This is a genomic window from Bradyrhizobium sp. WBAH42, from assembly GCF_024585265.1.
Taxonomy (GTDB): Bacteria; Pseudomonadota; Alphaproteobacteria; order Rhizobiales; family Xanthobacteraceae; genus Bradyrhizobium.
Map to the genome: position 1 here is coordinate 3,185,733 of NZ_CP036533.1, position 25,703 is coordinate 3,211,435.

Here is a 25,703-nt window from a genome sequence, read left to right on the forward strand (position 1 = left end):
CCTCAGGCAAGGCCTGCTCAGTAGGATGAACTGGAACCGCCGCCCTGGAGCGCGAGGCGCGAATTATAGGGCGAATCGCCGTGCTTCGGCTCGAGCACCACGACGAGGGTGCCGACCTTGACGCGATCATAGAGATCGATCGCGTCCTCGTTGGTCAGGCGGATACAGCCGGACGAGATCGAGGCGCCGATATATTCCGGCTGGTTGGTGCCGTGGATGCGGAACAGCGTGTCCTTGCCTCCGGAATACAGGTACAGCGCACGGGAGCCCATCGGATTGTCCGGACCCGGCGCGACATAGGTCGGCACACCCAGGCGCGAAATTTCGCTGGGGGTGGGGTGCCAGGCCGGCCACTCGGTCTTGCTGCCCACCTTGGCGATGCCCGACCAGGCCATCGCCTCTTCACCGACGGTGATGCCGTAGCGGATCGCCTTGCCGCCATCCAGCACGTAATAGAGGTAATGGTTGTCGGAATCGACCACGATCGAGCCGGGCGTTTCCTTGCGGTGGTACTGGACGATGGCGCGGCGGAACGGCTCGGCGACCGGGGTGTTTTCGTACCGGACCTTGGCGAGGAGTTCCTTGTCCTTCGGCTTGAAGGCTTTGGTGTCGGCCGCCTCATAATGAGTGGCCTGCATGCAGCCCGACAGCATCAGGCCAGCGGCCAAAATCCCAAACATAACTTTCAGCGACGACATGGTTTGGTTCCAATCAAAACAATACCGTGCGGAAGGGGCCTGAGCTTAGCGCCCAAGTTCCTCGACTCCGTTAATCCCATTATCGTTGAAATCTGCCACAATTCCAGCGCTGAAGCCGTTTTCCCGCGCTGCAAGACCCCAGCTGTGGCTTTTCTGCCGCAAATTTGGGGTTACTGCGAAGGTTTTTTGGCCAGACGCGCCAAACTGTTCCTTCCGCGCCACAGTTGAGCCCCGGCGGTGCCGCAAATGCAAACGCTCCGTTAATGTTGTTGTCATCGTGAACCTGCCAGAATCGCGCTAAGGGCTGTCGTTCTGTCGCAGGATCTCTGGAGCTTTTGATGTTTTGGGCGTTCGTTCCCTCCGAGGCCTCCCTCAAGAAGGCGGTTATCGAAGATCTCACGGCGTTGCCGGACAACGCGGTCTGGATCGACCTCGTCAACCCCACGGCCGCCGAGGACAAGGCCGTGGAGCGGCTGGCGGGCATCGCCATCCCGACCCGGGAAGACATGCAGGAGATCGAGATCTCCAGCCGGCTCTATATGGAGAACGGCGCGCGCTACATGACCGCGACGCTGATGTGCCACTCCGATACCGACATGCCCCGGACCACGGCGGTGACCTTCATCCTCGGCGACCATCGCCTGGTGACGGTGCGCTACGACCTGCCCAAGCCCTTTGCGCTGGTCGAAGCCAAGCTCGCCCGCTCCTGTACCCCGTCGATCACCGGCGAGATGGTGCTGATGGAGCTCCTGGACGCCGTGATCGACCGCTGCGCCGATATTCTGGAGCGCTGCGGTGCCGAGATCGACCAGGTCTCCCACGACATCTTCGAGCCGGAGAGCGAGCGCCACGGCCATGCCAAGCAATATTCCCAGATCCTGATCTCGATCGGCCGCAAGGGCGATTTGACCTCGAAGGTTCGCGAGAGCCTGGTGTCGATCGGCCGCGTCGTGACGTTCCTGTCGGCGGTGGTCGAGGGCGTGAAATGGTCGAAGGACATGCGCGAGCAGCTCAAGACCATGCAGCGCGACGTGGCCTCGCTGACCGACCACGCCTCCTATCTCTCCAGCAAGATCACTTTCGTGCTCGACGCCATGCTCGGCGTCGTCAATCTCGAGCAGAACAACATCATCAAGCTGTTTTCGGTCATGGCTGTTGTCCTGATGCCGCCGACGCTGATCGCATCGGTCTACGGCATGAACTTCAAGGTGATGCCGGAACTCGAATGGGTGCACGGCTACCCGATGGCGCTGGTGATGATGCTGATCGCTGCCATCGTTCCGTACTGGATCTTCAAGTTCAAGAAGTGGCTGTAGGAATCACGCTCCAGCAAAGATACCTACCGAGACCTTACGCTGCTCGCATAGACACGGTGGATCGTGTCGCAGAATAGATCGGCATTGCGGCGACGCGGTGATGTGTGTGTCATGCCGCAATTCCTCCGGTAAAATTTGAGCGGTGGGCTGAACGTTTGCGCGAAACTTGTCTGCGATAAGCATGGCGTAGCCGCGAGGAACAGCCATGGTTGAAAAACACATAACGACGCCCCGCAACGTCATCGAGCTGGCGCACTATCGTCAGGCGGTGACGAGCGGCAAGGCGCCGTCGATGTCGGCACGCCTGTGCCGGCACTGTGGTGCTCCGCTGCTCGATGGTGAGAACGACGACGACTGCTCGACTGCATTCAGCACGGCCGCTCCGCGTCCGCGCGAGAGGTCACGTCGGATTCGACTCGATTGAGGAACGGAAGGTAAGGGCGATCCAGGTCTTGCGGCGGCGTTGTCTGGATCGCCTTGCTTCCCTGAGTGCTAAATTTCGTCATTGCGAGGAGCGAAGCGACGAAGCAATCCAGACTGTCTCCGCGGAGGCAGTCTGGATTGCTTCGCTGCGCTCGCAACGACAAAGGATGGCGGATTGCCTACACGTGCTGGCCGCCGTTGATGTGGATCTCGGCGCCGTTGACGTAAGAAGAGGTGTCCGTGCACAGCACGTAGATGATCTTGGCCACTTCGTCGGGCGTGCCGAGGCGGTGCATCGGGATCTGCTGCTCGACGATCTTCTCGGTGCCGGGCGACAGGATCGAGGTGTCGATCTCGCCTGGGGCGATCGCGTTGACGCGCACGCCGATGCGGCCGAAGTCGGAAGCCATCTCGCGCGTCAGCGCGGCGAGCGCCGCTTTCGAGGTGGCATAGGCGGCGCCGGCGAAGGGGTGCACGCGCGAGCCCGCGATCGAGGTGACGTTCACGACCGAGCCCTTGGCCGCCTTCAATTCCTCGATCAGCCCGCGCGCCATCATGATCGGCGCGAAGAAGTTGACATGGAAGACGTGCGTCCAGGTGTCGAGGTCGGTGTCGACCGAGCCCAGGCGGGAGCCGCCGGGGCCCTTCGGCGAGATCGCGGCGTTGTTGACCAGCGCATGCAGCGTGCCGCCTTCGAGCCGGCTGCGGATCTCGGAGATCGCGCGCGCGGTGTCCTCGGGGTTGCCGAGGTCGACCTGGATGTGGTCCTCAGGGCCGGCATCCCAGGGGCAGTCCTCCGGGAAAGGATGCCGCGAGCAGGTGATGACGCGCCAGCCCGCCGAGGAGAAACGGATCACGGTGGCGTGGCCGATGCCGCGGCTGGCTCCGGTCAGGAGCAGCGTACGGCGCGGCGCATTGGACGAATGCGGCATGGACATCTTTCAGGTCGGCCCGAAGCTTACGGATACATCCGCGTCTTGGACCACGGTTGGCCGGCGGCGTCACGGCGAAATTCGATGCGGTCGTGCAGGCGGAACGGGCGGTCGTGCCAGAACTCGATCCGGAGCGGCGTGATGCGCCAGCCGCTCCAGCCGGGCGGCCGCGGCACTTCGCCGATGACGTATTTGGCCGCGACCTTGGCGATGGCCTGCTCGAACGCGAAGCGGCTCTCCAGCTCTTGCGATTGCTTGCTCGCCCAGGCGCCGATCTGGGCCTGCTTCGGTCGCGTCGCGAAATAGGCGTCGGCCTCCGCGTCGGTCACCGGCGTCACGTTGCCGCGGATGCGGACCTGACGGCGCAGCGACTTCCAGTGAAAAAGTAACGCTGCCTTAGGATTTGCGGCGAGCTCGCGGCCCTTTTGGCTCGCGATGTGGCTGTAGAACACGAAACCCTCGGTATCGAAGCCCTTCATCAGCACCATGCGCACGTCAGGCAAGCCGTCGGAATCGACGGTTGCGAGCGCCATGGCGTTCGGATCGTTCGGCTCGCTCTTGATCGCCTCGTTCAGCCAGGCCTCGAACAACGCAAATGGCTCGTCGGCAGCGGTGAAATCACCGGATGTTAAGGGTGTCTGGTGTTTCATCGAGGTCGTGTCGGTCATGTCCGGAGTCCGAGTTGCGTCCCGCGGCCCAAAACGCGTTGTTGTCCGCTACCGCCCTATATAGGGCATGGGGACGCGTTGGCCTATCGGCGATCCGGCCGTCCGGCTTCGTCATGACGATGATTCTGATCGGGCTCGGCGCCGGCGGCTGCAGCTTTTCCCGCAACGACAGCACCGCCTATGCCAAGGGCGACGACAGCGACCTCACCGGCTCGATCGCGCGGCCGGCAAAGGACGCTCCCCCGACCGAGACCGATCTCGCCTTCACCCGCAACGCCGCCTCCGACGTGCTCAGCAAGGGCGACAAGGATTCCAGCCAGCATTGGGAGAATCCGGAGACCGGGGCGCGCGGCTCGGTGACGCCCATCGCCCAGTCCTACGCCGCCGAGGACGGGCGCAAATGCCGCGACTTCCTGGCGAGCTACGTCAACGGCAACACCGAAAGCTGGCTCCAGGGCGCCGGCTGCCAAAGCAGCCGTGGCCGTTGGGAGATTCATACGCTAAAGCCGTGGCGGAGCTGAGCACGATCCGGAAAAAGCGGGAACCGGTTTTCCGATAAGGCCATGCTCCAAACATAGAGCTTCGGCTCGCGTTCCTAGTTGCAAAAATGCCACTCTCTTCCCACATGACCGGCAGGTGGGGCGGGGAGCCCTTTGAACAATTCGATTTTCTTGAAGGAGACGTGACGAATGCGCGACCCCTATGAGGTCTTGGGGGTGCCGCGGAGCGCCAGCGCTGCCGCGATCAAGAGCGCCTATCGCAAGCTGGCCAAGAAGCACCATCCGGACAGCAACAAGGGTGATCCGAAGGCGGCCGAACGCTTCGCCGAGATCAACTCGGCCAACGAGATCCTCGGCGACGAGGACAAGCGCAAGCAGTTTGACCGCGGCGAGATCGACGCCGATGGCAAGCCGCGCTTCCAGGGTTTTCCGGGCGGCGGCGGACCTCGCGGCCGCGCCGGCCCTGGCGGGTTCGAAAGCTATACGTTCCGAAGCGGCGGTGCGGGCGGCCCGGGCGGCGGCGCGTTCGAGGACATCCTCAACAGCATGTTCGGCGGCGGAATGCGCGGCGCGCGGCCCGGAGCCGGCGGCGGTGCCCAGTTCGAGTTCGACACCGGCGGCGTCGGGCTCGATCTCGACGTCAACGTCGCCATGAGCGTCTCGCTGGAAGAGGCGGTCAAGGGCGGCGAGAAGCGGGTCCGGCTCCCGACGGGGAAGGAGCTCAACGTCAAGATTCCGGCCGGAGTCACCGAGGGCCAACAGATCCGGCTCCGGGGGCAGGGCGAAAGCGCGCAGGGCCATCCGCCCGGCGATCTCCTGATCACCATCAACATCGCGCCGCACCCGTTCTTCAAGGTCGAGGGCGCCGACCTCCGGATCGACCTGCCTGTCACGCTTTACGAGGCGGTGCTCGGCGGCAAGGTCCGCGTGCCCACCCTCGGCAATGCCGTGGAGCTCTCGGTCCCCAAAAACACCTCCAGCGGCCGGACCTTCCGCCTCAAGGGCAAGGGCCTGCCGAAATCTGGCGGGACCGGGGACCTCTTCGTCACCATCAGGATTATGCTACCGGACGGGAACGACGCCGAGCTTGAAGCATTGATGGAGAAGTGGCGGGACCAACACCCCTACAATCCACGTAGCGGGATTGGCTAAGCATGATCCGGAACCGGAGGGCCGCGTTAGCGCAAAGTGCGTCGCGGTTTTCCGCAAAGATCATGCGCAAACAAAGAGCAAAAGCGCGAGTCATCGCGCTTTAGGGCGCGATCGAACTGAAGGGGTTCTCCTAAAGGACCACGGCGTCATCCGGAGATGATGCTCATCATATGCCTGAGGCGTGGGTCACGCTTCATGGTTTCGACGTGTCGGCTGTCCGGCGGGGCAGCCGATGAAAAGGTGCGGCCTCGAGAGGGGGACCAGCGCGGTACCAAAAACCCCAATCGAGGCCGCCCGCGTCGATCGGCGGATCGAACGCCACTCATAATCGCGTGAACACCCGGTGCGATAATGAGACGCGTCGATGTCCTGATTCCAAATTTTCGATGACGGAATCTGGGCACCGCGCCTGTGCAGTTGTCTAGGTGCCGTTTTTCTCTGCTTGGTCGTAGACGGCCTGCGCCACCCTGGTGAGCCGCTCGCGATCACTGCTGCCGCTGACGACGTAGCCGACGCCGCGCTCGGACCAGAACAACGCGCCGTCCTTGTCCGTCTTGGCGTAGCGCATTTGCGTTGCACCATTCTCGGTCTTGGCAGAGTAGATCGTGTACCGCTCGCCCGAGGCGCCCTCGTACATCAGGAACGACGCCGGACCGTTCGGGCCCGGCAGCAGCCGGCCGCCGACCAGCTTCAGCCCGCTCGCCTCCAGGTTCGGCGCGAACACGGTCCAGCCGCAGCGCCGGGTCAGCCAGGCCTGCAAGTGATCGCGCTCGTTGCCGCCGACCTCCACGGGATGGCGGACCTCCACGACATAGAGCCGGTGCGCACCGAGCGCGTCCGCCGTAAAGCTCTGGAAGGTCGAGGGTGCGTTGGCGGCGCCATGCGCCACCCAGCCGACGGTGCCGCCGGCGACGAAGGCAACCAGCACGGCGGCGGCGGCGCCATAGAGCCATTGCCGCGGGCGGCGCTCCAGCCGCTCGAGCTCGAGCCGCGCGGGCACCGGCTCATGGACGACCGAATCGTAACGGGCGTGCAGCATCTCGGCCATGGTCCGCCAGGACTGCACCCGCTCGGCGTCGTCGGGGTGGGCTGCAAGAAAGGCCTCGACGTCGGCGCGTCGCTCAGCCGGCAGCTCGCCGTCGACATAGGCGTGCAGTTCGTCCTCGGTCACTGGGATGTTGCGGTCGTTCATATCGGTCTCTGCGGCCCAAAATATCTTCTGCAAGTCAGTTTCGCGCAGCTCATCATTTCACCCGCCTGAGCGCCGTCCGCTCACCCTCGAGCGAGGCTTTGACGTGGGCCCTAGCGCGTGCCAGGCGCGACATCACGGTGCCGATCGGCACGCCCTGGATGTCGGCAACCTCGCGGTAGCTCATGCCTTCCAGCATCACCAGGAGCAGCACCGAACGCTGCTCCTCGACGAGAGTAGCCAGCGCCTTCTCGATGTCGCGTCCCTCGGCCTCGGTCCCGCTGGCATCCGGGTTGTTATCCGTCAGCGGCATGAATTGCGGCCGCCTTGCCAGGGAACGCCGCCGATTCTTGTTGAGGTTGGTCAGGATCGTATAGAGCCAGCTCCTGACGTCGCCTCCGAGAAACAGCCGCTCCGAACGCAGCGCGCGTACCAACGTATCCTGGACCAGATCGTCGGCCGCATCCGCATCGCGCGTGAGCGCGCGGGCATAGCGGCGCAACGCCGGGATCATGGCTTCCACACTCTGGCGAAACGCATTCATTGCAGTCTTGACGTCCCTGGCGTTCGGCGCGCGCCTATAGCGATCATAACACCCGAGCGGAACGGCTATTCCGGTCCTCGAAACAGCGTTAACGCCGCGGATTTGGGCTGTACCGCGGGGGAGGGCTGGTGTACCTCCAGACCTCAACGAGAGTTCGACGGGACGTGCAAAAATGGCGCAGAATTCGGGTCTGATGCAAGGAAAGCGCGGGGTCATCCTCGGCGTCGCCAACAACCGCTCGATCGCCTGGGGCATCGCCAAGGCATGCCACGCCGCGGGTGCCGAGCTCGCCTTCACCTATCAGGGCGATGCGCTGAAGAAGCGCGTCGAGCCGCTCGCCGCCGAGATCGGCGGCCTCGTGCTCGGCCATTGCGACGTCACGGATGCCGCGACCATCGATGCCGCCTTCGCGGTGCTGAAGGAGAAGTGGGGCAAGATCGACTTCCTGGTGCATGCGATCGCCTATGGCGAGCAGCTCGACGGCCGCTACGTCGACACCACGCAGGAGAATTTTTCGAAATCGATGCTGATCTCCTGCTATTCGTTCACGGCGGTGGCGCAGCGCGCCGAGAAGCTGATGACGGATGGCGGTTCGCTGATCACGCTCTCCTATTACGGCGCCGAGAAGTGGATGCCGCATTACAACGTGATGGGCGTGGCCAAGGCGGCGCTGGAAGCCAGCGTGCGCTATCTCGCCGCCGATCTCGGCGAGAAGAACATCCGCGTCAACGCGATCTCGGCAGGCCCCATCAAGACGCTGGCGGCGTCCGGCATCGGCGACTTCCGCTATATCCTGAAGTGGAACGAGACCAATGCGCCGATGCGTCGCAACGTCTCCACCGAAGACGTCGGCGGCAGCGCGCTGTATTTCCTCTCCGACCTCTCGCGCGGCGTTACCGGCGAGGTGCACCACGTCGATTCCGGCTATCACGTGCTCGGCATGAAGCGGCCGGATGCACCTGATATCTCGCTTGGCGGGAAGGACTAGCCACTAGCTCAAATGCCCGGGCCTACGATCTACTATCTTCGCCACGGCGAGACCGAGTGGAATGCGCTCGGCAGGCTTCAGGGCACCAGGGACGTTCCGCTGAACGCGCGCGGCCGCAGCCAGGCCGTGCACGCCGGCGCCGTTCTGGCCGAACTGTTCAAGCGCGACGCACGCGACAAGGCCGCGCTGCCCTACGTGTCGAGCCCGCTCGGCCGTGCGCGCCAGACCATGGAGCTCGCGCGCGGCAAGCTCGAATTGCCGCCTGCCGATTACGCGCTCGACGATCGTCTGCGCGAGATCGGCTACGGCACCTGGGAGGGGCTGACGCTGGCTGAGAGCGAGGCGAAGGATCCGGACATCTATGCAAGGCGCCTCGCCGACAAATGGACCGTGGGGCCTGCGGGCGGGGAGACCTACGCCGACGTGCAGGTCCGCGTGCGCGCCTGGTACGACCAGCTCCGGACCGACACCGTCGCGGTGGCCCATGGCGGGACCTGCCGGGCTCTGATGGTGTCCCTGGGGCTCGAGACACCCGCCAGCGCCGCCGAGCTCTATATAGAGCAGGGCGCCGTCTACGTGTTCCGCGACGGGCGGCTGGAGAAGTTCAGTTAGGGCAGCCCCATCCCCACCGTCGTGCCCGGGCTTGTCCCGGGCATCCACGCACTTTACCTCCCGACCTAAGAACGTGGATGGCCGGGCCTTCGCCTCGCCGAAGCGGCTTCGGCCGCGCAGGCGGGACGGGCCCGGCCATGACGACGCTGGCGGCCATTTGACCCCTCATCGAGAGCGCGTTACCACACGCCGGGATCGAACCTGCGAGTAGCGATGTCCTTCAACACCTTCGGCCACATGTTCCGCGTCACCACCTTCGGCGAGAGCCATGGGGTGGCGATCGGCTGCGTGGTCGACGGCTGCCCGCCGATGATCCCGCTCACCGAGGCCGACATCCAGCGGGATCTCGACCGCCGGCGTCCCGGCCAGTCGCGCTTCACCACCCAGCGCCAGGAGCCGGACCAGGTGAAGATCCTCTCCGGCGTGATGGCGCATCCGGAGACCGGCGTGCAGGTGACGACGGGCACGCCGATCGGCCTTCTGATCGAGAACACCGACCAGCGCTCGAAGGACTATTCCGAGATCAAGGACAAGTTTCGTCCCGGTCACGCCGACTTCACCTATGAGGCGAAGTACGGCCTGCGCGATTATCGCGGCGGCGGGCGCTCCTCGGCGCGCGAGACCGCGATGCGGGTTGCCGCCGGCGCCATCGCGCGGAAAGTGCTGCCCGACGTGAAGGTGCGGGGCGCCTTGGTGCAGATCGGTCCGCACAAGATCGATCGCGACAAGTGGGATTGGGACGAGATCGCCAGAAATCCGTTCTTCTGTCCCGACAAGGACAAGGCCGCGTTCTTCGAGACCTATCTCGACGGCATCCGCAAGAGCGGCTCCTCGATCGGCGCGGTGATCGAGGTCGTCGCCGAAGGCGTGCCGGCAGGTCTTGGTGCTCCGATCTACGCCAAGCTCGATTCCGATCTGGCGGGTGCGATGATGACCATCAACGCGGTGAAGGGCGTCGAGATTGGCGCCGGTTTTGGCGCGGCAGAACTGACCGGTGAGGAGAACGCCGACGAGATGCGCTCCGGCAATGACGGCACGCGCTTCCTGTCCAACCACGCCGGCGGCGTGCTGGGCGGCATCTCCACCGGACAGCCCGTGGTGGTGCGTTTCGCGGTGAAGCCGACCTCGTCGATCCTGCAGCCGCGTCTCACCGTCGATAGGCAAGGCACCGAGACCGAGATCTTCACCAAGGGCCGCCATGACCCCTGCGTCGGCATCCGTGCCGTCCCCGTCGGCGAGGCCATGATGGCCTGCGTGCTGGCCGATCACTTCCTGCGCGATCGCGGGCAGGTAGGACGTTGACGCCCTTCCACCTCTTTCCCGCTTGGGAGAGGTGAAGACACCTCGGTGACAATGTCGCGGTACTAGCCCACCGTGCAGCTTGACGACCCCGCAACTTCGTCCGCAAATGCAGCCATGAACAGCTCCGAGCTTCAGCGCGTCTGCAACTGGCTGATCGACGGCGTCTGGTCGGCTCAGGAGCCGGCCGAGATGATCGCCGATTTCTGCGAACGTCTGGTCGCCGCCGGCTTGCCGCTGTCGCGTTTCGGCATCTTCATCCGCACGCTGCATCCCGAAGTCTTCGGCCGCAACTTCATCTGGCGGCACGGTCAGGATGTCGAAATCGGCAGCGTCGATTTCGAGGTCCTGGACACACCGCAATTCGCCCGCAGCCCGCTTCGCGTCGTGTTCGAGCAGGGCATCGAGGTCAGGGGCCGCGCAAGCGATCCCGACAGCAGGCGATTTCCGTTCCTCGAAGAGATGCATGCCGAAGGCGCGACCGACTATATCGCGGTGCCGTTGCGCTTTCTCGACGGCTCCGTCCACGCAACGAGCTGGATCACGCAGCATCCCGATGGCTTCAGCGACGACGACATCGCGGCCATCCGAGCCGTCATAGCCCCGCTCGCGCGCGTCAGCGAGATCATCAGCCTGCGCCGCACCGCCGAGATGCTGCTCGACACCTATGTCGGCAATCGCGCCGGCGCGCGCATCCTCGGCGGCCAGATCCGACGCGGTCACAACGACACCATGCAGGCGGCGATCTGGCTGTCGGACCTGCGCGGCTTCACCGCGCTGTCGGACCGGCTGCCGGCCGAGACGGTGGTCGAGATCCTCAACCAGTATTTCGACTGCCAGGTCGCCGCGATCCGCGGCCATGGCGGCGAGGTGTTGAAATTCATGGGCGATGGCCTGCTCGCCGTGTTTCCGATCGACGAATATGTCGGCGATGCCGCCCATGTCTGCGCGCGCGTATTGGAGGCCGCGCGCGAATCCCGCGCAAGCGTCGAGGCGCTCGCCGTTCCGGTCGGCGACGTCGTCGAACGCTTCCGCTTCGGCGTCGCGCTGCATGTCGGCAACATTCTTTACGGCAATATCGGCGGCGGCAACCGCCTCGACTTCACCTGCATCGGCCCGGCGGTCAATCTCGCCGCGAGGCTTGAGAAGATCACGGGACGCCTGGGGCGGACCGTCGTGGCCTCGGAAGGTTTTGCCAATGTCTGCCGCCATGATTGGCACCAGCTCGGCGAGTTTCCGATCGCGGGATTTTCCAAGGCGCAGCGCGTGTACGGGCTGGCGGAGGAGACGCCGGTGGTGATGGCCTAGCGGCGCCGACGACGGCCTCAGCCGCCACGAACATGAGACTGTTTCAGGCCGAAGGTCAGCACCCTCAAGGTGATCCACAGCCGCAGCATGGCGAAGCTGAAGATGAAGACGAAATAGATCAGGTTCTTGGTGAACTGCGTTGCCGACGAGGTTTGCCAGAAGTTCCAGATCGCGGTCCGCACCGCTTCCTGTCCATAGGCGAGGGCGACGTTGATGAGGCCGAGTATGATGACGGCGGCGCCGAGCCACAGCCCACGCCGTGCGAATTCGCCGATCGCGGCAAACAGGGCGACCTTGCCGTCATCGCGCTCGGCACGGATGATCATGAGCAGGACGATGGCCGCGATCCATGCGCTCCAGAATCGCCCGGCATGGGTGAACTGGTCGAACGCCATGCCGTCCAGGCCCGCCAAGAGATGGTACGAAGCCTCAATGCCGGCCGCTTTGGCACTCAGCGCCGCCGCGATCATCAAGAGCATGATCCGCCACAGGATCGAAAAGGAGAGCTTGAACTGCTCGCCCAGTGTCAGCGTACCCAGCGAGGATTGACCGCCCGCTGCCTCGATCGATTGTTGCGCCGTCGCAAAGAAGGCCAGCAGCACCGAAATGTTGGAAATGATGATTGCGGGCAGCGCCACGGCGCCGCCGCCGAACGCGATCACGCGCATCGCAGCCGCCAGGATCAACCAGGGCAGGGCATGCAGGAGCTTGAAAGGACCGAACGAGGTCTCCTGGCGGGCCGGCTTGAGTTCGAGCTGTTTGCGCAGTGCGACTGTCATCGCATTGTGGTGACACAGGAGACTAAACCTGCGGTAGCACGGATCGCTAAAATTGACCCGAAGCAGGCACTCGGCGCCTACTCCTCCGGCTCTGTGGTGAACAATAGCGGATAGCCCTTGGCGCGGCCGGCGTCGGTGGCGCGCGTTGCCTTGGTTTCGGCGACGTCCTTGGTGAAGACGGCGACCACGCAGGCGCCCAGCTTGTGCGCGGTGATCATCACCTTGTAGGCCTGATCCTCGGTCATGCGGAATTCGGCCTTCAGCACCATGGTGACGAATTCACGCGGCGTGTAGTCGTCGTTGATCAGGATGACCTTGTGCAGCTTCGGCCGCTCGACCTTGGTCTTCGTCCTGGTTTTCGGCTTGGTGACGGTATCGTTCATTCCGCCTCCTGGACACGGCGGGCTCGGGTTCCGGCCGGAAGCGATTAGCTCGCGGCCTTCGCACCATATTGCAGGACCTGCACCTTCTCCAAGGTGATCAGACCGCTCGACATCATGCCGTCCAGGATGGGCAGGAATGCGTTGATGTTGTCCTCGCTGTCGACGATCTCGATCAGCAGCGGCAGGTCTTCCGACAGCCGCAAGATCTTCGAGGTGTGCAGCCGGCTGGACTTGCCGAAGCCCATCGGACCGCGCAGCACGGTGGCGCCGGCCAGATGTCGCTCGCGCGCGGTCATCACGATCGCCTCATAGAGCGGCTTGCCGTCATAATGGTCGCTCTCGCCGATGAAGATCCGGAGCGAAACTGCCTGATCGGGGATTTGCATGGTCAGCTCCTTGCCAGGCGATTGTAGCGGCTCGCCATCATATGCCCTGCCCACACCGACACCAGCCAGCAGATCACGGACGCTGCGACATAGGCGAGCGCGGTGTACTTCATGCCGCCGTGGAGCAGGCGGAAGGTCTCCAGGCTGAAGGCCGAGAAGGTGGTGTAGCCGCCGCAAAATCCGGTCATGACGAATTGTCGGTGCTCGGGCCGCGCCAGCACGCGGCCGTCCGGGCCGGTCAGCGTCGCGTAGAAGCCGATGATCAGGGAGCCCGTCGCGTTGATGAACAGCGTCGCGACAGGAAAGCCCGGCCCGGTGTCGAGCACAAGCCCGACCAGGTAGCGCGTCAGCCCGCCGACGATGCTGCCGGCGGCAACCCAGGCGTAGAGCACAAGGCTGCGCCAGCGTTCGGCAAAAGGTGAGCTCATCAGCCTCTAGCCTCCCAGGCGATCCGCAAGCAGGAAGCCGCAGCTGACGGCGGCGAGGCACAGCCCGACCGAGCAGGCGACATTGCCGAGCGCCGAGAGCGGCTCGCCGCCACGCGCGAGCGTCAGCGTTTGCAGGCTGAACGAGGACACCGTGGTGTAGCAGCCGAGAAACCCGGTCACCGCGAACAGCCATGGTGTGGGTGAGGCGAAGACCGAGCCCGGATGCGTCGCCAGCGCGCCGAAAATGCCGATGAGGAAGGCGCCGGTGACGTTGATGGTCATGGTGCCCCACGGAAACGTTTCACCCAGCCGCCGCGCGATCGCACCGGAGACGAAATAGCGCGCGCAACCGCCCAGCGCGCTGCCGATCACGATCGCAATTGCCCCGCTCAGCAAGACGAACAGTCCCCCGTCATCACTTGCTCCCTACCGCAAGACCCTTGCCGACGGCGAGCAGCCCCACCAGCGAAACCAGCGCGAAGCCGAGCCCGGCAAGAAACGTTCCCGCCGGGCCATAGGCGTCCCACAGCGCACCCGCGATCACGCTCGCGGCCAGCAAGGCAAGCCCGGTGAACAGGTTGAAATAGCCGAAGGCGGTGCCGCGCAGCGCGGGCGGCGCGGCGTCGGCGACGAGGGCGGAGAGCAGCCCTTGCGTCAATCCCATATGCAGTCCCCACAGCACGACGCCGAGCGCGAGGCCAGCCAGGTTCGGCAGCAGCGCCAGCGCGAGGTCGGCGCCGGCGAGGAAGACGAGGCCGAGTGCGAGCAGGCCGGTGCGGTTGATCCGGTCCGACAGCACGCCGGCCGGATAGGCGGAGAGCGCGTAGGCGATATTCATCAGCACCAGCACGGCCGGCACCCACATCGCATTGAGCCCGATGTTCTGCGCGCGCAGGATCAGGAACGCCTCGCTGAAACGCGCGAGCGTGAACACGACGCCGACGGCGACGACGCGCCAATAGACCGCTCCGAGCTGGCGCATCGCGGCGAGATTGAGCGGATTTTCTGTAGGTTTGCGGCTCGGATCGGGCTCCGGCTCCTGCACGGCGAACGCGATCAACCCAAAGGACAGGAACGCCGGCAGCACCGCCACCCAGAACACGAGCGCAAAATTGTCAGCCGCCCACCACATCAGGCCGATCGCCACGAGCGGTCCGACGAAAGCACCGATCGTGTCGAGCGATTGCCGCAGGCCAAAGCTCGCGCCGCGCAGGCCGACGGGGGCGATGTCGGCGATCAGCGCATCGCGCGGCGCGCCGCGGATGCCCTTGCCGACGCGATCGATGAAGCGCGCGGCGACCAGCCATCCGACGCTGGGCGCGAGCGGGAACAGCGGTTTTGTCAGCGCGGCCAGTCCGTAGCCCAGGGCAGCGAGCAGCTTGCGGCGGCCGAGCCAGTCCGACAACGCACCGGAGAAGATCTTGGTGATCGAGGCGGTCGCCTCGGCAATGCCCTCGATGAAGCCGACGGTGAGCGTGGAGGCGCCGAGCACGGTGACGAGATAGACCGGCAGCAGCGCGTGGATCATCTCCGAGGAGATGTCCATCAGCATCGAGACGAAGCCGAGCACCCAGATCCCTCTGGGCAGCGTCGCGCGCACGGCCTTCGGTGTCGTCATCGTCACGTCTTCATCGTCCTCCGGCCCGCCGGCCTTCGTCATCAGGCAACAAAAAACCCGCCATCGGCGGGTATGTCCATGCTCCCGCCAAAGGCCGAGGCTCAAGATTGCCTCTCCTCAAGCAGGAGTCATCAGCCCACGAGGTCATCGACCGCCGGGCGGTTGTCGGGGGACTCCATCCCCATCTGTGCGACCAACCCTAGCATGGAAATCGTGCCGGACAAGTGGGCGGGGTCGCGCCTCCACTGGCTCTTCGAGTCGCCCCGGAATGACTGTGCGAGTGATCGCACCTGTTCCCCGCTTGTCAGCCCTATGGCCGCAACACGCAGCAGCGATGCACTTGAATGTGAAGCACAAGCGATCTTCGCGCTTTGCGGCAAGCCGATTGCATGTCACCATCGCGTCATACGACGGGAGACTGCGATGCGTTTGCTGTTCTCGATCGGGGCTGTGCTGGTGGCCGGCATGTTTGCCGGGGGGGACGTCGCGGGCATCGCGGCACCAGGACCCAAATTCGAATCGTCCAGAAGTCAACCGCAGCGGCTTGCGGCCGACAAGGACGCGCAGACCGTCGATGTCGAGCTGGTCCTCGCGGTCGACGTATCCTACTCCATGGACATGGACGAGCTCGCGATCCAGCGCGAGGGCTACGCACAGGCGATCCAGTCGAAGGAGTTCCTGCAGGCGCTGAAGCTCGGCCCGAACGGCCGCATCGCGGTGACCTATTTCGAGTGGGCCGCCTCCAGCGACCAGAAGATCATCATTCCCTGGCGGCTGGTCGATGGTCCGGAGACGGCGGATGCGGTTGCCGCCGAGATCATGAAGACGCCGATCCGGCGCGCTTCGCGCACCTCGATCTCCGGCGCGATCAACTTCGCGATGCCATTGTTCGACGAGGATCCCTATCGCGGCCTGCGCCGTGTCATCGACATTTCCGGCGACGGTCCGAACAACAATGGCGGCCCGGTCACGGTGGCGCGCGATGCCGCCCTGGAGAAGGGCATCGTCATCAACGGCCTGCCGATCATGGTCAAGGAGCCGTCCTATTCGACCATGGATATCGACAATCTCGATTTCTACTACGAGGACTGCGTCATCGGCGGGCCGGGCTCCTTCGTCATCACGATCAAGGACCGCGACAAGTTCAAGGAAGCGATCCGCACCAAGCTGCTGATGGAAGTTGCCGGCCGCACGCCGGAGCGCCCGGTGATGCGCGTCGCCGACAAGGAGCCGCGCGTCAATTGCCTGATCGGCGAGAAGATCTGGTCCGATCGCTGGGGACGGTAAGGGTGACGGGGTATCCCGGCGGGATCATGCCCCGGCTGAGACCTTTTGCCCGCCCGGCCGATGCTCGCGCTTAACGGCTCGTTAACGGGTGCGTGGCCCTAATCGCATGGTTTCTGTTCGTTCCCGCCGGCATCCTGACATGCCCCAGCGAGCGAAAACGGGTTTGTCAGGCCCGTCCGAGCAATCCAATGGCCACCGTCACATCGAGCACCAGCCAGATTTCCCCCGCCAACGAGCGGCTGTATCGCCAGAGCGCTCTGATCGGCGACTGGAAGGGCAATTGGGTGGGCAACAACCAGCCGGTCGGCTTCAAGGTCGTCAACATCCGCGGTGCCCGGGCGCAGGTCGAGTATACCCACAACGGTCACACCGAGCGCGGCTTTGCCGAGGTTCAGGGCACGCTCATCACCTTTGGCGGAGTCACGGTCGGGACCAAGGACGGCAAGAACATGGTGATGCTGTTCTCCTTCGGCGGCGCCGGCAAGCAGACCGCCAATCTGGAGAAGCAGGCTCCCCCGGCCTCCGACAGCCGCCTCATGGGAAGCTGGGGTGGCTATTCCAGCGAGAACGGCAAGAGCGCGAGCTTCAAGGTGCTGGCCGTCAATGGCAAGGAAGCCCAGGTCAGCGTCACCACCGACGGCGTCACCCGCCAGGGCACCGGCTACGTCTACAAGAACGTCATCATGTTCGGCCAGGCGCAGATCGCGAGCGATGACGGGCAGAACGGCAAGATCACCTACCAGGTCGGCACCAAATCCTTCGTGGTGCCGGTGACGAAATATCCGCCGGCGGATTCGTCGTCGTCCGTCGACAGGACGGCATAGCGTTCACGGCGCGCTGCCGCCGGGTCGCGTCAGCATCTTCAATTGCTGGTCCACCTGCCGCAGCATTGCGCAGGCCTGCGCGAAACCGCCATCAGCGACGAGTTGCCAGATCCGGTCGGACTGCTCCACGAGGTGCGGGATCGTCAGCGGCAAGCCGGCTGCCTCCTGCAGCGCCCCCTTCTCGTTGATCAGATAGCGCTCGTTCAGTGCGAACAGCACCTGCGCGACGCAGGCGAGTGATCTGTAGAGACACCCGGCGATATGGGTCCGCTCGTTGCGTGCGGCGGCGAGCTCGGCATTTTCGATGCTGAACAGGACCTCCCATTGGAAGCGTCGGATCAGGGTGCTGCGCAGAGGCTCCGGATAGGGAAGTGCGATCGACTTGAGCCGGGCGATCACGCCATTCGGATCGTGCAGCGGCTGACAATATGCGATCTCGCCCATCCAGATCGCCGAGCAGAAGCCATGCGGATGGCCGGGTTGGTAGGTCATGAGGACCGTACCGTACCGGCAGGCCGACATGACGCGCTCGACATCATCGACGTTACGGTACAGCAGATCGACCTTTCGTCCCTCGATCGAAAGCCACGCTCCGCCGACGATCCACGATCCCCATTCGTTAATTCTCGTCACGATCGCGGCGTCGGGATCGTCGGCGATGTTCTTCACCACTGTCAGCAGTCGATCCGTGTCGAACCGAGCGGCGTTGGAGCGGTACAGCCCGATGTCATAGTCGGAGGAGGAATGCGCAGTGCCGCGCGCGCGCGAGCCGCCGAGCACCACGGCCTGGATGCCAGGTACCGCGGCAAGAACGGGTGTGAGGCGGGTGAGCAACGGATCGTGCGGCATCAGACGCGGTTCCCCGAAAGACTTGCGGCCGCGAGGGTCGGCGCGGTCACTCCGCTGGCATTGATGATGGTCGGGGAGTATAGTTTGCGGCGTTTTAGACGGTAGCCAGAATGTTCGACCTTGCACGTTCATGCGCTCTTGCAGCTCTCGCATTGCTCTGCCTCGGCGGAGGGACGGTTCATGCGCAAGTCGCGCCGCTGCGATACTGGATTCCCGGCGGACCTTTCGGCCTTGGCGGTGCTGCCGGCTTGAGCTCAGACACCTATGGCAACTTTGCGAGCTTCAACGCCGGAGAGGCCGATTGGCGTGCGAGCTCTGCGAACGGCTTCTTCATCGGCCGCGAACGCGCCGATTTCGGATTGAGCGGCTTCAACCAGGCGGGCTCGTTCGGCAATTCCGGCGCGCTCTCCTATGACAGCACGCGGTTCGGCTACAACATGAAGACGGCTGGCGGCATGCCCGTCACCTTCTTTGCCGGATTCGACACGCTGAAATACGGCAACGGTATCGGCAGCTCGCTGGCGCCGCTCACCTCCAGCGCCGCGCCCGGTTATGGCGGGTTTGCTGGTGTCGAATTCAAGCCGACCTCAAATCTCAGCCTGTCGTTCGGCGTCGGCTACACCCAGCAGGATTCGGGCCGCATGGACAGCGATATCAGATCGAACATGCTGCCGGGCGAATCGCCGGCGCTGAGCGGCCTTCGGTGCTAGAGCGTGATGAAATGAGGAGAAAGCCCTCACCAGCGCCTTCGGCGCGACCTCTCCCGCAAGCGGGAGAGGTTGCACCGAGCCCGTGGCAATCGAATCAACCTAAAGCCATTCGGCGTTAGCGACTAAATTTCGCCACCAGCTCGACATGCGGCGTGTGGCGGAACTGATCGACGGGCGCCACGGCCTCCAGCCGGTAGCCGCCGTCGATCAGCAGCCGTGCGTCGCGGGCAAAGGTTGCGGCGTTGCAGGACACGGCGATCACGACCGGCACCTTGCTCGCCGCAAGCTTCAGCGCCTGCGCCTGCGCGCCCTGGCGCGGCGGGTCGAACACCACGGCGTCGAAGTCGCGCAGCTCCTGCGGCACCAGGGGGCGGCGGAACAGGTCGCGCGGCTCGCATTTGATCGGCTTCAGGCCCGGCGTCCGCGCGGCTTTCGCCAGCGCCGCGACGGCACCCGCGTCGCTGTCATAGGCGGTGACGCGCGCCTTCTCCGCGAGCCTTAGCGCGAACGGGCCGACGCCGCAGAAGAGGTCGAGAACCTCCCTGGCCTTGCCGATGCGCTCGGCGACGAGTGCCGCAAGCGTCTCCTCGCCCGCCACGGTCGCCTGCAGGAACGAGCCCGGCGGCAGCGTCACCTCGGCGCGGCCCATCCGCACCGTCGGTGGCAGCCGTTGCAGCACCAGCTCACCATGCCGGGTCAGCCGCGCCAGGCGGTGCTGTTCGGCGACGCGCGACAGCGCCGTAACGAGCGCCGTCGGCAGCGGGCCGGAGCCGCGCACGTCGACATCGAGGCCGCCTGCGGTCGCGGTGACCTGGATGTCCAATGGCTTGGTCACCGGCATCTTGGACGTCAGCGGCTCCGCCAGCGCCCAGGCGGCATCGAGCGCGCCGTCGAGCGCGGGATCGAGGATCGGACAACGATGGATCGGGATGACGTCGTGCGAGCTCGCAGCCGAAAAGCCGACCTTGAGGACGTCGTGCGTGCCGAACCGGCCGTGCAGCGTGATGCGCCGGCGCCCGGCGCCGTGGGCGTCGACCAGCGGCGCCACATCGCAATCGATGCCGGCCTGCGCCAGCGTCTCCACCACGATGCTGCGCTTCCAGGCGCGATACGGCTCCGCCGCCCAATGCTGGATGGCGCAGCCGCCACACACGCCGAAATGCGGACAGAACGGCTCGACGCGTTCCGGGCTTGCGACCTCCACCGCCAGCAGCTTGCGGCGGTCGGGATGATGGCCCACGACGTGATCGACCTCGACGGTCTCGCCGCCGAGCGTGTAGGGCACATAGATTGCTTCGCCGGCGTCGCGGCAGACGCCGTCGCCGCGATGGCCGACATGATCGATCTTGATGCGCTCAACCACGGCGCGCGCCCAGGAAGAATTCGATATTGCCGTCGCCGCCGGTGATCGGCGAGGGGAATATTTCGATCTCGGTGCAGCCGAGCGACGCCGCGAAGGCTGCGATGTCGTCGCAGATCTCCCGGTGCACGGCGGCATCGCGGATGATGCCCTTCTTGTTGTGCTTCCTGTCAGCCTCGAATTGCGGCTTGATCAACGCCAGCAGGCTCATCGGCGCGGCCGCCAGCGACAGCGCCACCGGCAGCACTGATTTCAGCGAGATGAAGCTGACGTCGATGACGACGACATCGGGGCGCGCCGGCAGGCGTTTGCCGTCATAGCTGCGGATGTCGGTCTCCTCCATCGATACGATCTTGGGGTGATCGCGCAGCGAGGGATGCAGCTGGCTGGTGCCGACATCGACCGCGAACACCAGGCTCGCGCCGTTCGCCAGCAGCACCTCGGTGAAGCCGCCGGTGGATGCGCCGACGTCGAGGCAGACATGGTCCTCGATGTCGATCGGGTACCGTTCCAGCGCACCGGCGAGCTTGACGCCGCCGCGGGAGACGTAGGGGTGCGCGGGCTCGGCCTGGATCACCGCATCCTCGGCGATCGTCTCCGACGGTTTCAAGACCTGCTTGTCGTCGGCCGTGACGAGGCCGGCCTCGATGGCCGCGCGGGCCCGCGCCCGGCTCTCGAACAGGCCGCGCTCGACCAGCAATACATCCGCGCGCTTGCGGGCAGGGGACATCGGTTCACTCGAGAAGGACTGGCGCTTATGTAGCGATCAATCGCGCGGCCGCCATCCGGACGCAAGTCTCGAACGCGACAAGATCGTGCCAGACGTCGATCGGCATCGCGGCCGGTGTCACCAGCGGGCAGCCGTGCAGCTCCAGCGCATGGATCATCATGAGATTGTCGACGAGCCCGAAATCCTCGACCGTCAGCCCCTGGGCATCGACCAGCCGCCCGTCCTCGGAGGTGACCTCCATGAAGCGCGAGACGCGGTCGGCATAGGCGGCGCCGTCGTTGGAATAGGCGAGACAAAACTTGCCGCGTCCGGCCATGTAGCCAAGCTCGTAGACGGTGCCGGGATCGGCGCCGGCACCGCGGAACGGCGTCAGGTTGGCGATGATGGCATCGGCCGCGTCCATCATCGCCTCGTTGCCGCAAAAGATCTGCCGCGAGGCGTCGGGCGCAGTGAGGTCGACGGCGTTGTCGAGGGGATAGAGGCCGGTCAGCCCGTGCGTCGTGCAGATATCGACCTTGCGCCGGCCGATCTCGATGGCATCCGGCAGGAACACGTCGGGACCTGCCAGATAGATTTTCATGGGACTACCGAAAGAAGGCATCGAGTTTGCCGCGGCGTCGGCGGTGCAAAACCTCTCCCGGAGGGAGAGGTCGCGCCGAAGGCGCGGGTGAGGGGTTACGCTCTCACGTGGGACCTGAACCCCTCACCCGGATCGCTTGCGCGATCCGACCTCTCCCTATGGGAGAGGTGGGTCCGGTGCCCGTACGACGTATCAAGCCAGCTTGACCGTCTCGGCCTTCACGTCCTTGCCGAGCGCCTCGAACACCTTGGCGACGATGCCCTTGGCGTCGAGGCCGGCGCGGGCGTACATCGCGGCCGGGGTGTCGTGATCCTGGAACACGTCGGGCAGCACCATCGAGCGGAACTTGACCATGCCGCTGTCGAGCACGCCCTGGTCGGTCAGGTACTGCGCGACATGCGAGCCGAAGCCGCCGACCGAGCCTTCCTCGATCGTGATCAGGATCTCATGGTCGCGCGCGAGCTTGAGCACCAGCTCGGTGTCGAGCGGCTTCATGAAGCGCGCATCGGCGATCGTCGTGGACAGGCCGTGGGCGGCGAGCTCGTCGGCCGCCTTCTCGCATTCGGCGAGGCGCGTGCCGAAGGAGAGCAGCGCGATCTTGCTGCCCTGGCGGATCATGCGGCCCTTGCCGATCTCGAGCGGAATGCCGACCTCGGGCATCTCGATGCCGCGGCCTTCGCCGCGCGGATAGCGCAGCGAGCTCGGGCGGTCGTTGATCGCAACCTGGGTCGCCACCATGTGCACCAGCTCGGCTTCATCGCTAGCTGCCATGATCACCATGTTGGGCAGGCAGCCGAGATAGGCGTTGTCGAACGAGCCGGCATGGGTCGCGCCGTCGGCGCCGACGAGGCCGGCGCGGTCGATGGCGAAGCGGACGGGCAGGTTCTGGATCGCGACGTCGTGCACGATCTGGTCGTAGCCGCGTTGCAGGAAGGTCGAGTAGATCGCGCAGAACGGCTTGTAGCCTTCGGTCGCAAGACCCGCGGCGAAGGTCACCGCGTGCTGCTCGGCGATGCCGACGTCGAAGGTGCGGTCGGGGAAGGCCTTGTTGAAGATGTCGACGCCGGTGCCCGACGGCATCGCCGCGGTGATGGCGACGATCTTGTCGTCCTTCTGCGCTTCCTTGACGAGACTCTGGCCGAACACGTTCTGATAGGCCGGCGCATTCGGCTTGGCCTTGGCCTGCGTGCCGGTCGCGACGTCGAACTTGACGACGGCGTGATACTTGTCGGCGGAAGCTTCCGCCGGGCCGTAGCCCTTGCCCTTCTGCGTCACGACGTGGACCAGGATCGGGCCGGTCTCCATGTCGCGGACGTTCTTCAGCACGGGCAGGAGATGGTCGAGGTTGTGGCCGTCGATCGGGCCGACATAGTAGAAGCCGAGCTCCTCGAACAGCGTGCCGCCGTCCATCATGAAGCCGCGCGAATATTCCTCGACGCGGTTGGCGCGGTTGGCGAGGATCTTGGGCAGGCGCTTGTTGATCTGCTTGGCCGCATCGCGCAGCGTGCGATAGGTCTTGCCGGAGTAGAGGCGCGACAGATAGGCGCTCATGGCGCCGACCGGCGGCGCGATCGACATGTCGTTGTCGTTGAGGATGACGATCAGGCGCGAGTTCATCGCACCCGCGTTGTTCATGGCCTCATAGGCCATGCCGGCCGACATCGCGCCGTCACCGATCACCGCGATAACGTTGTTCTTGCCGCCGGAGAGGTCGCGCGCCACGGCCATGCCGAGGCCGGCGGAGATCGAGGTCGAGGAATGCGCCGCGCCGAACGGATCGTAATCGCTCTCGCTGCGCTTGGTGAAGCCGGACAGGCCGCCGCCGGTGCGCAGCGTGCGGATGCGGTCGCGCCGGCCGGTGAGGATCTTGTGCGGATAGGCCTGGTGGCCGACGTCCCAGATCAGCCGGTCGCGCGGCGTATCGAAGACGTAATGGATCGCGGTGGTGAGCTCGACCACGCCGAGGCCCGCGCCGAAGTGACCGCCGGTCACCGAGACGGCATCGATGGTCTCCTGCCGCAGCTCGTCGGCAACCTGGCGTACCTGCTCGACCTTGAGCTTGCGCAGGTCTTCCGGTGTCCGGATGGTGTCGAGAAGCGGCGTCTTACTGTATGCGTTCACGGCGATTTCCAATTTGTCAGCACCGGAAGGTCATTCCGGTGCGCGATGGGTTTGCACAATATCGGCGCAGCGCGAGTCCTATAACCGTCGGAGCCACCTGCACGGGGCAAGGCCCCGCCTTCAAGCTTAGGTAAGCTTAAGTGCGCTCCGGTTCAGTCTCTGTGATCCCTGTCACTTAGATCGGCTTCGTCCGTCCCAAGCCAATTTCAACAGCAGTTTGAAGCACTTGTCGTCGGTAATCAGTGCCCACGCAAGGCTCGCAAAAAGCCACACTCCGCGCAGCTTTACACCAAAGCTTGGGCCAAAGCCAACCCGCTGGGCCGATTAGGGGTATGCAAATGCAACTCGCGGGCCAGAGTGGTTAACCTTGGCCGGGGGTAAGGGGTTCCGGCCTTGCTCGGTTCCTGGCACGCTTTTTTGCCCGGAATCGGAGCTTTTCTCGCCGCAAGACCCGATTTCGGGGCGGGGACGTTATCGATCCACCCCCGGAACCGCTGCCGGCCGGGAACTGCGCCGTGCGATCCCAGGCCGTGCGATCCCAGGATGCAGCGGCCACGCTCCCCGCGAAGACATTTTGCGCGGACCTGCCGTTGCGTCTCGCGCGGCCCTGGGTCGTCAGGAGACTGAGCGGGAAAGCAATCTTTATTGGACGTCGAGCGGCGCAGTGCCGGTGGCCTGGCCGCTGGCATCGGTGGTGATCTTGTCGACGCGCGCCTCGGCCTGGCGCAGCAACTCCTCGCAGCGGCGCTTCAGCGCCTCGCCGCGCTCGTAGATCGTCACGGATTCCTCGAGCGGCACCTTGCCGTCCTCGAGCCGCTTCACGATCGTTTCGAGTTCCTCGATCGCGCGCTCGAAGGTGAGCCTGGAGACGTCGACTTGCGTATTTTCGGCCATATCCGTTTCCGATTGCCCGCTTCGCTTCACCTTGGAGAAAGCAGAGTTTTGCGGGCGTAATGTGGCGGGTGGGTCAAGCGCCCATCAGGGCGCCGACATGCGCCGTAACAGATTCTTTCAGTCCCTGCAGGTCATAGCCGCCCTCGAGCACCGAAACAATGCGGCTACCAGCGGTCTTGTCGGCGAGATCCATCAGCTTGCGCGTCACCCAGGCATAGTCCTCCGCGCGCAGGTTCAGCGAAGCCAACGGATCGCGATAATGCGCGTCGAAGCCGGCCGAGATGATCAGCAGCTCGGGGCTGAATTTCTCGAGCTGCGGCAGGATCAGATTCTCGAACGCTGAGCGGAATTCCGGGCCGCCATCCTCGGAGGCGAGCGGCGCATTGACGATGGTGTCGTGATCGCCGCGCTCGCCCTTGGCGCCGGTGCCCGGAAACAGCGGCATCTGGTGCGTCGAGCAGTACATCACGGTCGGGTCCGACCAGAAGATGTCCTGCGTGCCGTTGCCGTGATGCACGTCGAAATCGACGATGGCCGCGCGCTTGATGCCGTATTTGCGCTGGGCGTGGCGCGCGGCGATCGCGACGTTGTCGAAGAAGCAGAAGCCCATCGGCTTGCCGATCTCGGCGTGATGTCCGGGCGGGCGCACCGCGACGAAGGCGTTGCGATGCTCGCCCGCCATCACCGCTTCGGTCGCCGCCACCGCGCCGCCGACGCCGCGCATCACCGCCTCCCACGTGCCGGGGGACATCGAGGTGTCGCCGTCGATATAGACCTGCCCGCTGGTCGGGGCGATGTGGCGCAGCTCGGTGACGTAGTGCTCGTTGTGGCAGAGCGTGACGAGATCGAGATCGCCCTCCGGCGCCTCATCGCGCGCCAGGAACTGGAAGCGCTCGTGCGACAAAGCTTCTTCCACCGCGCGCAGGCGATCCGGCCGCTCAGGGTGTCCCGGCGGCGTGACATGGTCGAGGCAGGCCTTGTGGGAAAGGAGAAGCGTGCTCATCAGGTCGGCCTCATGGGATGCGGGCTTTTGCCGTCGTTGGCGCATCCGGCGCCAAAACGCAATGCAAAACCCAATCTAGGCGCTTGGCCGGGAATGGCAAAGGCCTGCCCGCTTGATCCGGA

The 25,703-nt window shown here is 64.9% G+C and carries 29 protein-coding genes and 1 riboswitch; of the genes, 11 read left to right on the plus strand and 18 right to left on the minus strand.

Features of this window, described 5'->3' with window-relative positions:
* Window positions 1-17: 17 nt before the first annotated feature.
* A complete protein-coding gene (locus DCG74_RS14920) occupies window positions 18-698 on the minus strand; it encodes a L,D-transpeptidase (RefSeq protein WP_172787346.1) in 681 nt (226 codons plus the stop codon).
* Window positions 699-1,036: 338 nt separating this feature from the next.
* On the opposite strand from DCG74_RS14920, the gene DCG74_RS14925 reads away from it, so the two are divergent.
* Window positions 1,037-2,014, plus strand: coding sequence for a magnesium transporter CorA family protein (locus DCG74_RS14925; RefSeq protein ID WP_172787347.1), 978 nt, complete (start codon window positions 1,037-1,039; stop codon window positions 2,012-2,014).
* A gap of 205 nt (window positions 2,015-2,219) precedes the next feature.
* Window positions 2,220-2,438: a hypothetical protein gene (locus tag DCG74_RS14930; protein WP_172787348.1), complete on the plus strand. Its 219-nt coding sequence runs from the start codon at window positions 2,220-2,222 to the stop codon at window positions 2,436-2,438.
* Between the two features lie 178 nt (window positions 2,439-2,616).
* On the opposite strand, the gene DCG74_RS14935 is transcribed toward DCG74_RS14930, so the two are convergent.
* The gene (locus DCG74_RS14935; RefSeq protein WP_172787349.1) at window positions 2,617-3,369 is read right to left on the minus strand and encodes an SDR family NAD(P)-dependent oxidoreductase; all 753 of its coding nucleotides are present in this window, start codon (window positions 3,367-3,369) and stop codon (window positions 2,617-2,619) included.
* Between the two features lie 26 nt (window positions 3,370-3,395).
* Window positions 3,396-4,037 carry a pyridoxamine 5'-phosphate oxidase gene (gene pdxH / locus DCG74_RS14940; protein ID WP_172787350.1) on the minus strand — a complete coding sequence of 214 codons (642 nt, stop codon included), beginning with the start codon at window positions 4,035-4,037 and terminating at the stop codon, window positions 3,396-3,398.
* Window positions 4,038-4,150: 113 nt separating this feature from the next.
* Here pdxH and DCG74_RS14945 point away from each other — a divergent pair, with 113 nt between their 5' ends.
* Together DCG74_RS14945 and DCG74_RS14950 are read left to right on the plus strand one after the other, a co-directional pair.
* A complete protein-coding gene (locus tag DCG74_RS14945) occupies window positions 4,151-4,558 on the plus strand; it encodes an RT0821/Lpp0805 family surface protein (RefSeq protein WP_172787351.1) in 408 nt (135 codons plus the stop codon).
* Window positions 4,559-4,726: 168 nt separating this feature from the next.
* Window positions 4,727-5,689: a DnaJ C-terminal domain-containing protein gene (locus tag DCG74_RS14950; RefSeq protein WP_172787352.1), complete on the plus strand. Its 963-nt coding sequence runs from the start codon at window positions 4,727-4,729 to the stop codon at window positions 5,687-5,689.
* A 421-nt stretch (window positions 5,690-6,110) separates the two neighbouring features.
* Here the strand turns inward: DCG74_RS14950 and DCG74_RS14955 are convergent, their stop codons facing one another.
* Together DCG74_RS14955 and DCG74_RS14960 are read right to left on the minus strand one after the other, a co-directional pair.
* A complete protein-coding gene (locus DCG74_RS14955) occupies window positions 6,111-6,881 on the minus strand; it encodes an anti-sigma factor (protein WP_172787353.1) in 771 nt (256 codons plus the stop codon).
* A 52-nt stretch (window positions 6,882-6,933) separates the two neighbouring features.
* Entirely contained in the window at window positions 6,934-7,422 is a 489-nt protein-coding gene (locus DCG74_RS14960; RefSeq protein WP_025034639.1) for an RNA polymerase sigma factor, read from the minus strand.
* Window positions 7,423-7,594: 172 nt separating this feature from the next.
* On the opposite strand from DCG74_RS14960, the gene fabI reads away from it, so the two are divergent.
* The 4 genes from fabI (at window position 7,595) to DCG74_RS14980 (ending at window position 11,629) form a co-directional block, all read left to right on the plus strand.
* Window positions 7,595-8,410 carry an enoyl-ACP reductase FabI gene (gene fabI / locus DCG74_RS14965; RefSeq protein ID WP_080135587.1) on the plus strand — a complete coding sequence of 272 codons (816 nt, stop codon included), beginning with the start codon at window positions 7,595-7,597 and terminating at the stop codon, window positions 8,408-8,410.
* 12 nt (window positions 8,411-8,422) lie between these two features.
* Window positions 8,423-9,022, plus strand: a complete 600-nt coding sequence (locus tag DCG74_RS14970; RefSeq protein ID WP_172787354.1) for a histidine phosphatase family protein — start codon at window positions 8,423-8,425, stop codon at window positions 9,020-9,022.
* Window positions 9,023-9,235: 213 nt separating this feature from the next.
* Entirely contained in the window at window positions 9,236-10,324 is a 1,089-nt protein-coding gene (gene aroC, locus DCG74_RS14975; RefSeq protein WP_172787355.1) for a chorismate synthase, read from the plus strand.
* 114 nt (window positions 10,325-10,438) lie between these two features.
* Complete coding sequence (locus DCG74_RS14980) at window positions 10,439-11,629, plus strand: adenylate/guanylate cyclase domain-containing protein (protein ID WP_172787356.1); 1,191 nt, start codon at window positions 10,439-10,441, stop codon at window positions 11,627-11,629.
* Window positions 11,630-11,646: 17 nt separating this feature from the next.
* On the opposite strand, the gene DCG74_RS14985 is transcribed toward DCG74_RS14980, so the two are convergent.
* The 6 genes from DCG74_RS14985 to DCG74_RS15010 form a co-directional block, all read right to left on the minus strand.
* Window positions 11,647-12,408 (minus strand): hypothetical protein, encoded by a 762-nt coding sequence (locus DCG74_RS14985; RefSeq protein WP_172787357.1) that lies wholly within the window; start codon window positions 12,406-12,408, stop codon window positions 11,647-11,649.
* Between the two features lie 77 nt (window positions 12,409-12,485).
* Window positions 12,486-12,791, minus strand: coding sequence for an ATP-dependent Clp protease adapter ClpS (clpS, locus tag DCG74_RS14990; RefSeq protein WP_025034645.1), 306 nt, complete (start codon window positions 12,789-12,791; stop codon window positions 12,486-12,488).
* Between the two features lie 44 nt (window positions 12,792-12,835).
* On the minus strand, window positions 12,836-13,177 hold the full coding sequence (locus DCG74_RS14995) for a DUF190 domain-containing protein (protein WP_172787358.1): 342 nt from the start codon (window positions 13,175-13,177) through the stop codon (window positions 12,836-12,838).
* Window positions 13,178-13,179: 2 nt separating this feature from the next.
* Window positions 13,180-13,605 carry a fluoride efflux transporter CrcB gene (gene crcB / locus DCG74_RS15000; protein WP_172787359.1) on the minus strand — a complete coding sequence of 142 codons (426 nt, stop codon included), beginning with the start codon at window positions 13,603-13,605 and terminating at the stop codon, window positions 13,180-13,182.
* Window positions 13,606-13,611: 6 nt separating this feature from the next.
* The gene (gene crcB, locus DCG74_RS15005; RefSeq protein WP_042336065.1) at window positions 13,612-14,001 is read right to left on the minus strand and encodes a fluoride efflux transporter CrcB; all 390 of its coding nucleotides are present in this window, start codon (window positions 13,999-14,001) and stop codon (window positions 13,612-13,614) included.
* A gap of 19 nt (window positions 14,002-14,020) precedes the next feature.
* Window positions 14,021-15,265, minus strand: coding sequence for an MFS transporter (locus DCG74_RS15010; protein ID WP_373569522.1), 1,245 nt, complete (start codon window positions 15,263-15,265; stop codon window positions 14,021-14,023).
* A gap of 73 nt (window positions 15,266-15,338) precedes the next feature.
* A riboswitch (Fluoride riboswitch) is annotated at window positions 15,339-15,415 on the minus strand.
* 231 nt (window positions 15,416-15,646) lie between these two features.
* Here DCG74_RS15010 and DCG74_RS15015 point away from each other — a divergent pair.
* Window positions 15,647-16,510: a DUF1194 domain-containing protein gene (locus tag DCG74_RS15015; protein WP_172787360.1), complete on the plus strand. Its 864-nt coding sequence runs from the start codon at window positions 15,647-15,649 to the stop codon at window positions 16,508-16,510.
* 188 nt (window positions 16,511-16,698) lie between these two features.
* The gene (locus DCG74_RS15020; protein WP_172787361.1) at window positions 16,699-17,334 is read left to right on the plus strand and encodes a hypothetical protein; all 636 of its coding nucleotides are present in this window, start codon (window positions 16,699-16,701) and stop codon (window positions 17,332-17,334) included.
* A 3-nt stretch (window positions 17,335-17,337) separates the two neighbouring features.
* Here the strand turns inward: DCG74_RS15020 and DCG74_RS15025 are convergent, their stop codons facing one another.
* A complete protein-coding gene (locus DCG74_RS15025) occupies window positions 17,338-18,336 on the minus strand; it encodes a nucleotidyltransferase domain-containing protein (RefSeq protein WP_257187569.1) in 999 nt (332 codons plus the stop codon).
* Between DCG74_RS15025 and DCG74_RS15030 the strand changes: the two genes are divergently transcribed.
* Window positions 18,294-18,893, plus strand: coding sequence for a hypothetical protein (locus DCG74_RS15030; protein WP_172787362.1), 600 nt, complete (start codon window positions 18,294-18,296; stop codon window positions 18,891-18,893). The genes DCG74_RS15025 and DCG74_RS15030 overlap by 43 nt on opposite strands.
* 115 nt (window positions 18,894-19,008) lie before the next feature.
* On the opposite strand, the gene DCG74_RS15035 is transcribed toward DCG74_RS15030, so the two are convergent.
* From DCG74_RS15035 to DCG74_RS15060, 6 genes are all read right to left on the minus strand, one after another.
* Window positions 19,009-20,256 carry a class I SAM-dependent RNA methyltransferase gene (locus tag DCG74_RS15035; RefSeq protein ID WP_172787363.1) on the minus strand — a complete coding sequence of 416 codons (1,248 nt, stop codon included), beginning with the start codon at window positions 20,254-20,256 and terminating at the stop codon, window positions 19,009-19,011.
* On the minus strand, window positions 20,249-20,983 hold the full coding sequence (locus DCG74_RS15040; protein ID WP_172787364.1) for a TlyA family RNA methyltransferase: 735 nt from the start codon (window positions 20,981-20,983) through the stop codon (window positions 20,249-20,251). Before DCG74_RS15040 ends, DCG74_RS15035 begins: the two co-directional genes overlap by 8 nt.
* A 25-nt stretch (window positions 20,984-21,008) precedes the next feature.
* A complete protein-coding gene (locus DCG74_RS15045) occupies window positions 21,009-21,563 on the minus strand; it encodes a nucleoside 2-deoxyribosyltransferase (RefSeq protein WP_172787365.1) in 555 nt (184 codons plus the stop codon).
* A gap of 192 nt (window positions 21,564-21,755) precedes the next feature.
* The gene (gene dxs, locus DCG74_RS15050; RefSeq protein WP_172787366.1) at window positions 21,756-23,684 is read right to left on the minus strand and encodes a 1-deoxy-D-xylulose-5-phosphate synthase; all 1,929 of its coding nucleotides are present in this window, start codon (window positions 23,682-23,684) and stop codon (window positions 21,756-21,758) included.
* A 642-nt stretch (window positions 23,685-24,326) separates the two neighbouring features.
* The gene (locus DCG74_RS15055) at window positions 24,327-24,578 is read right to left on the minus strand and encodes an exodeoxyribonuclease VII small subunit (protein ID WP_008132970.1); all 252 of its coding nucleotides are present in this window, start codon (window positions 24,576-24,578) and stop codon (window positions 24,327-24,329) included.
* Between the two features lie 73 nt (window positions 24,579-24,651).
* Window positions 24,652-25,581, minus strand: a complete 930-nt coding sequence (locus tag DCG74_RS15060; RefSeq protein ID WP_172787367.1) for a histone deacetylase family protein — start codon at window positions 25,579-25,581, stop codon at window positions 24,652-24,654.
* Between the last annotated feature and the right edge of the window lie 122 nt (window positions 25,582-25,703).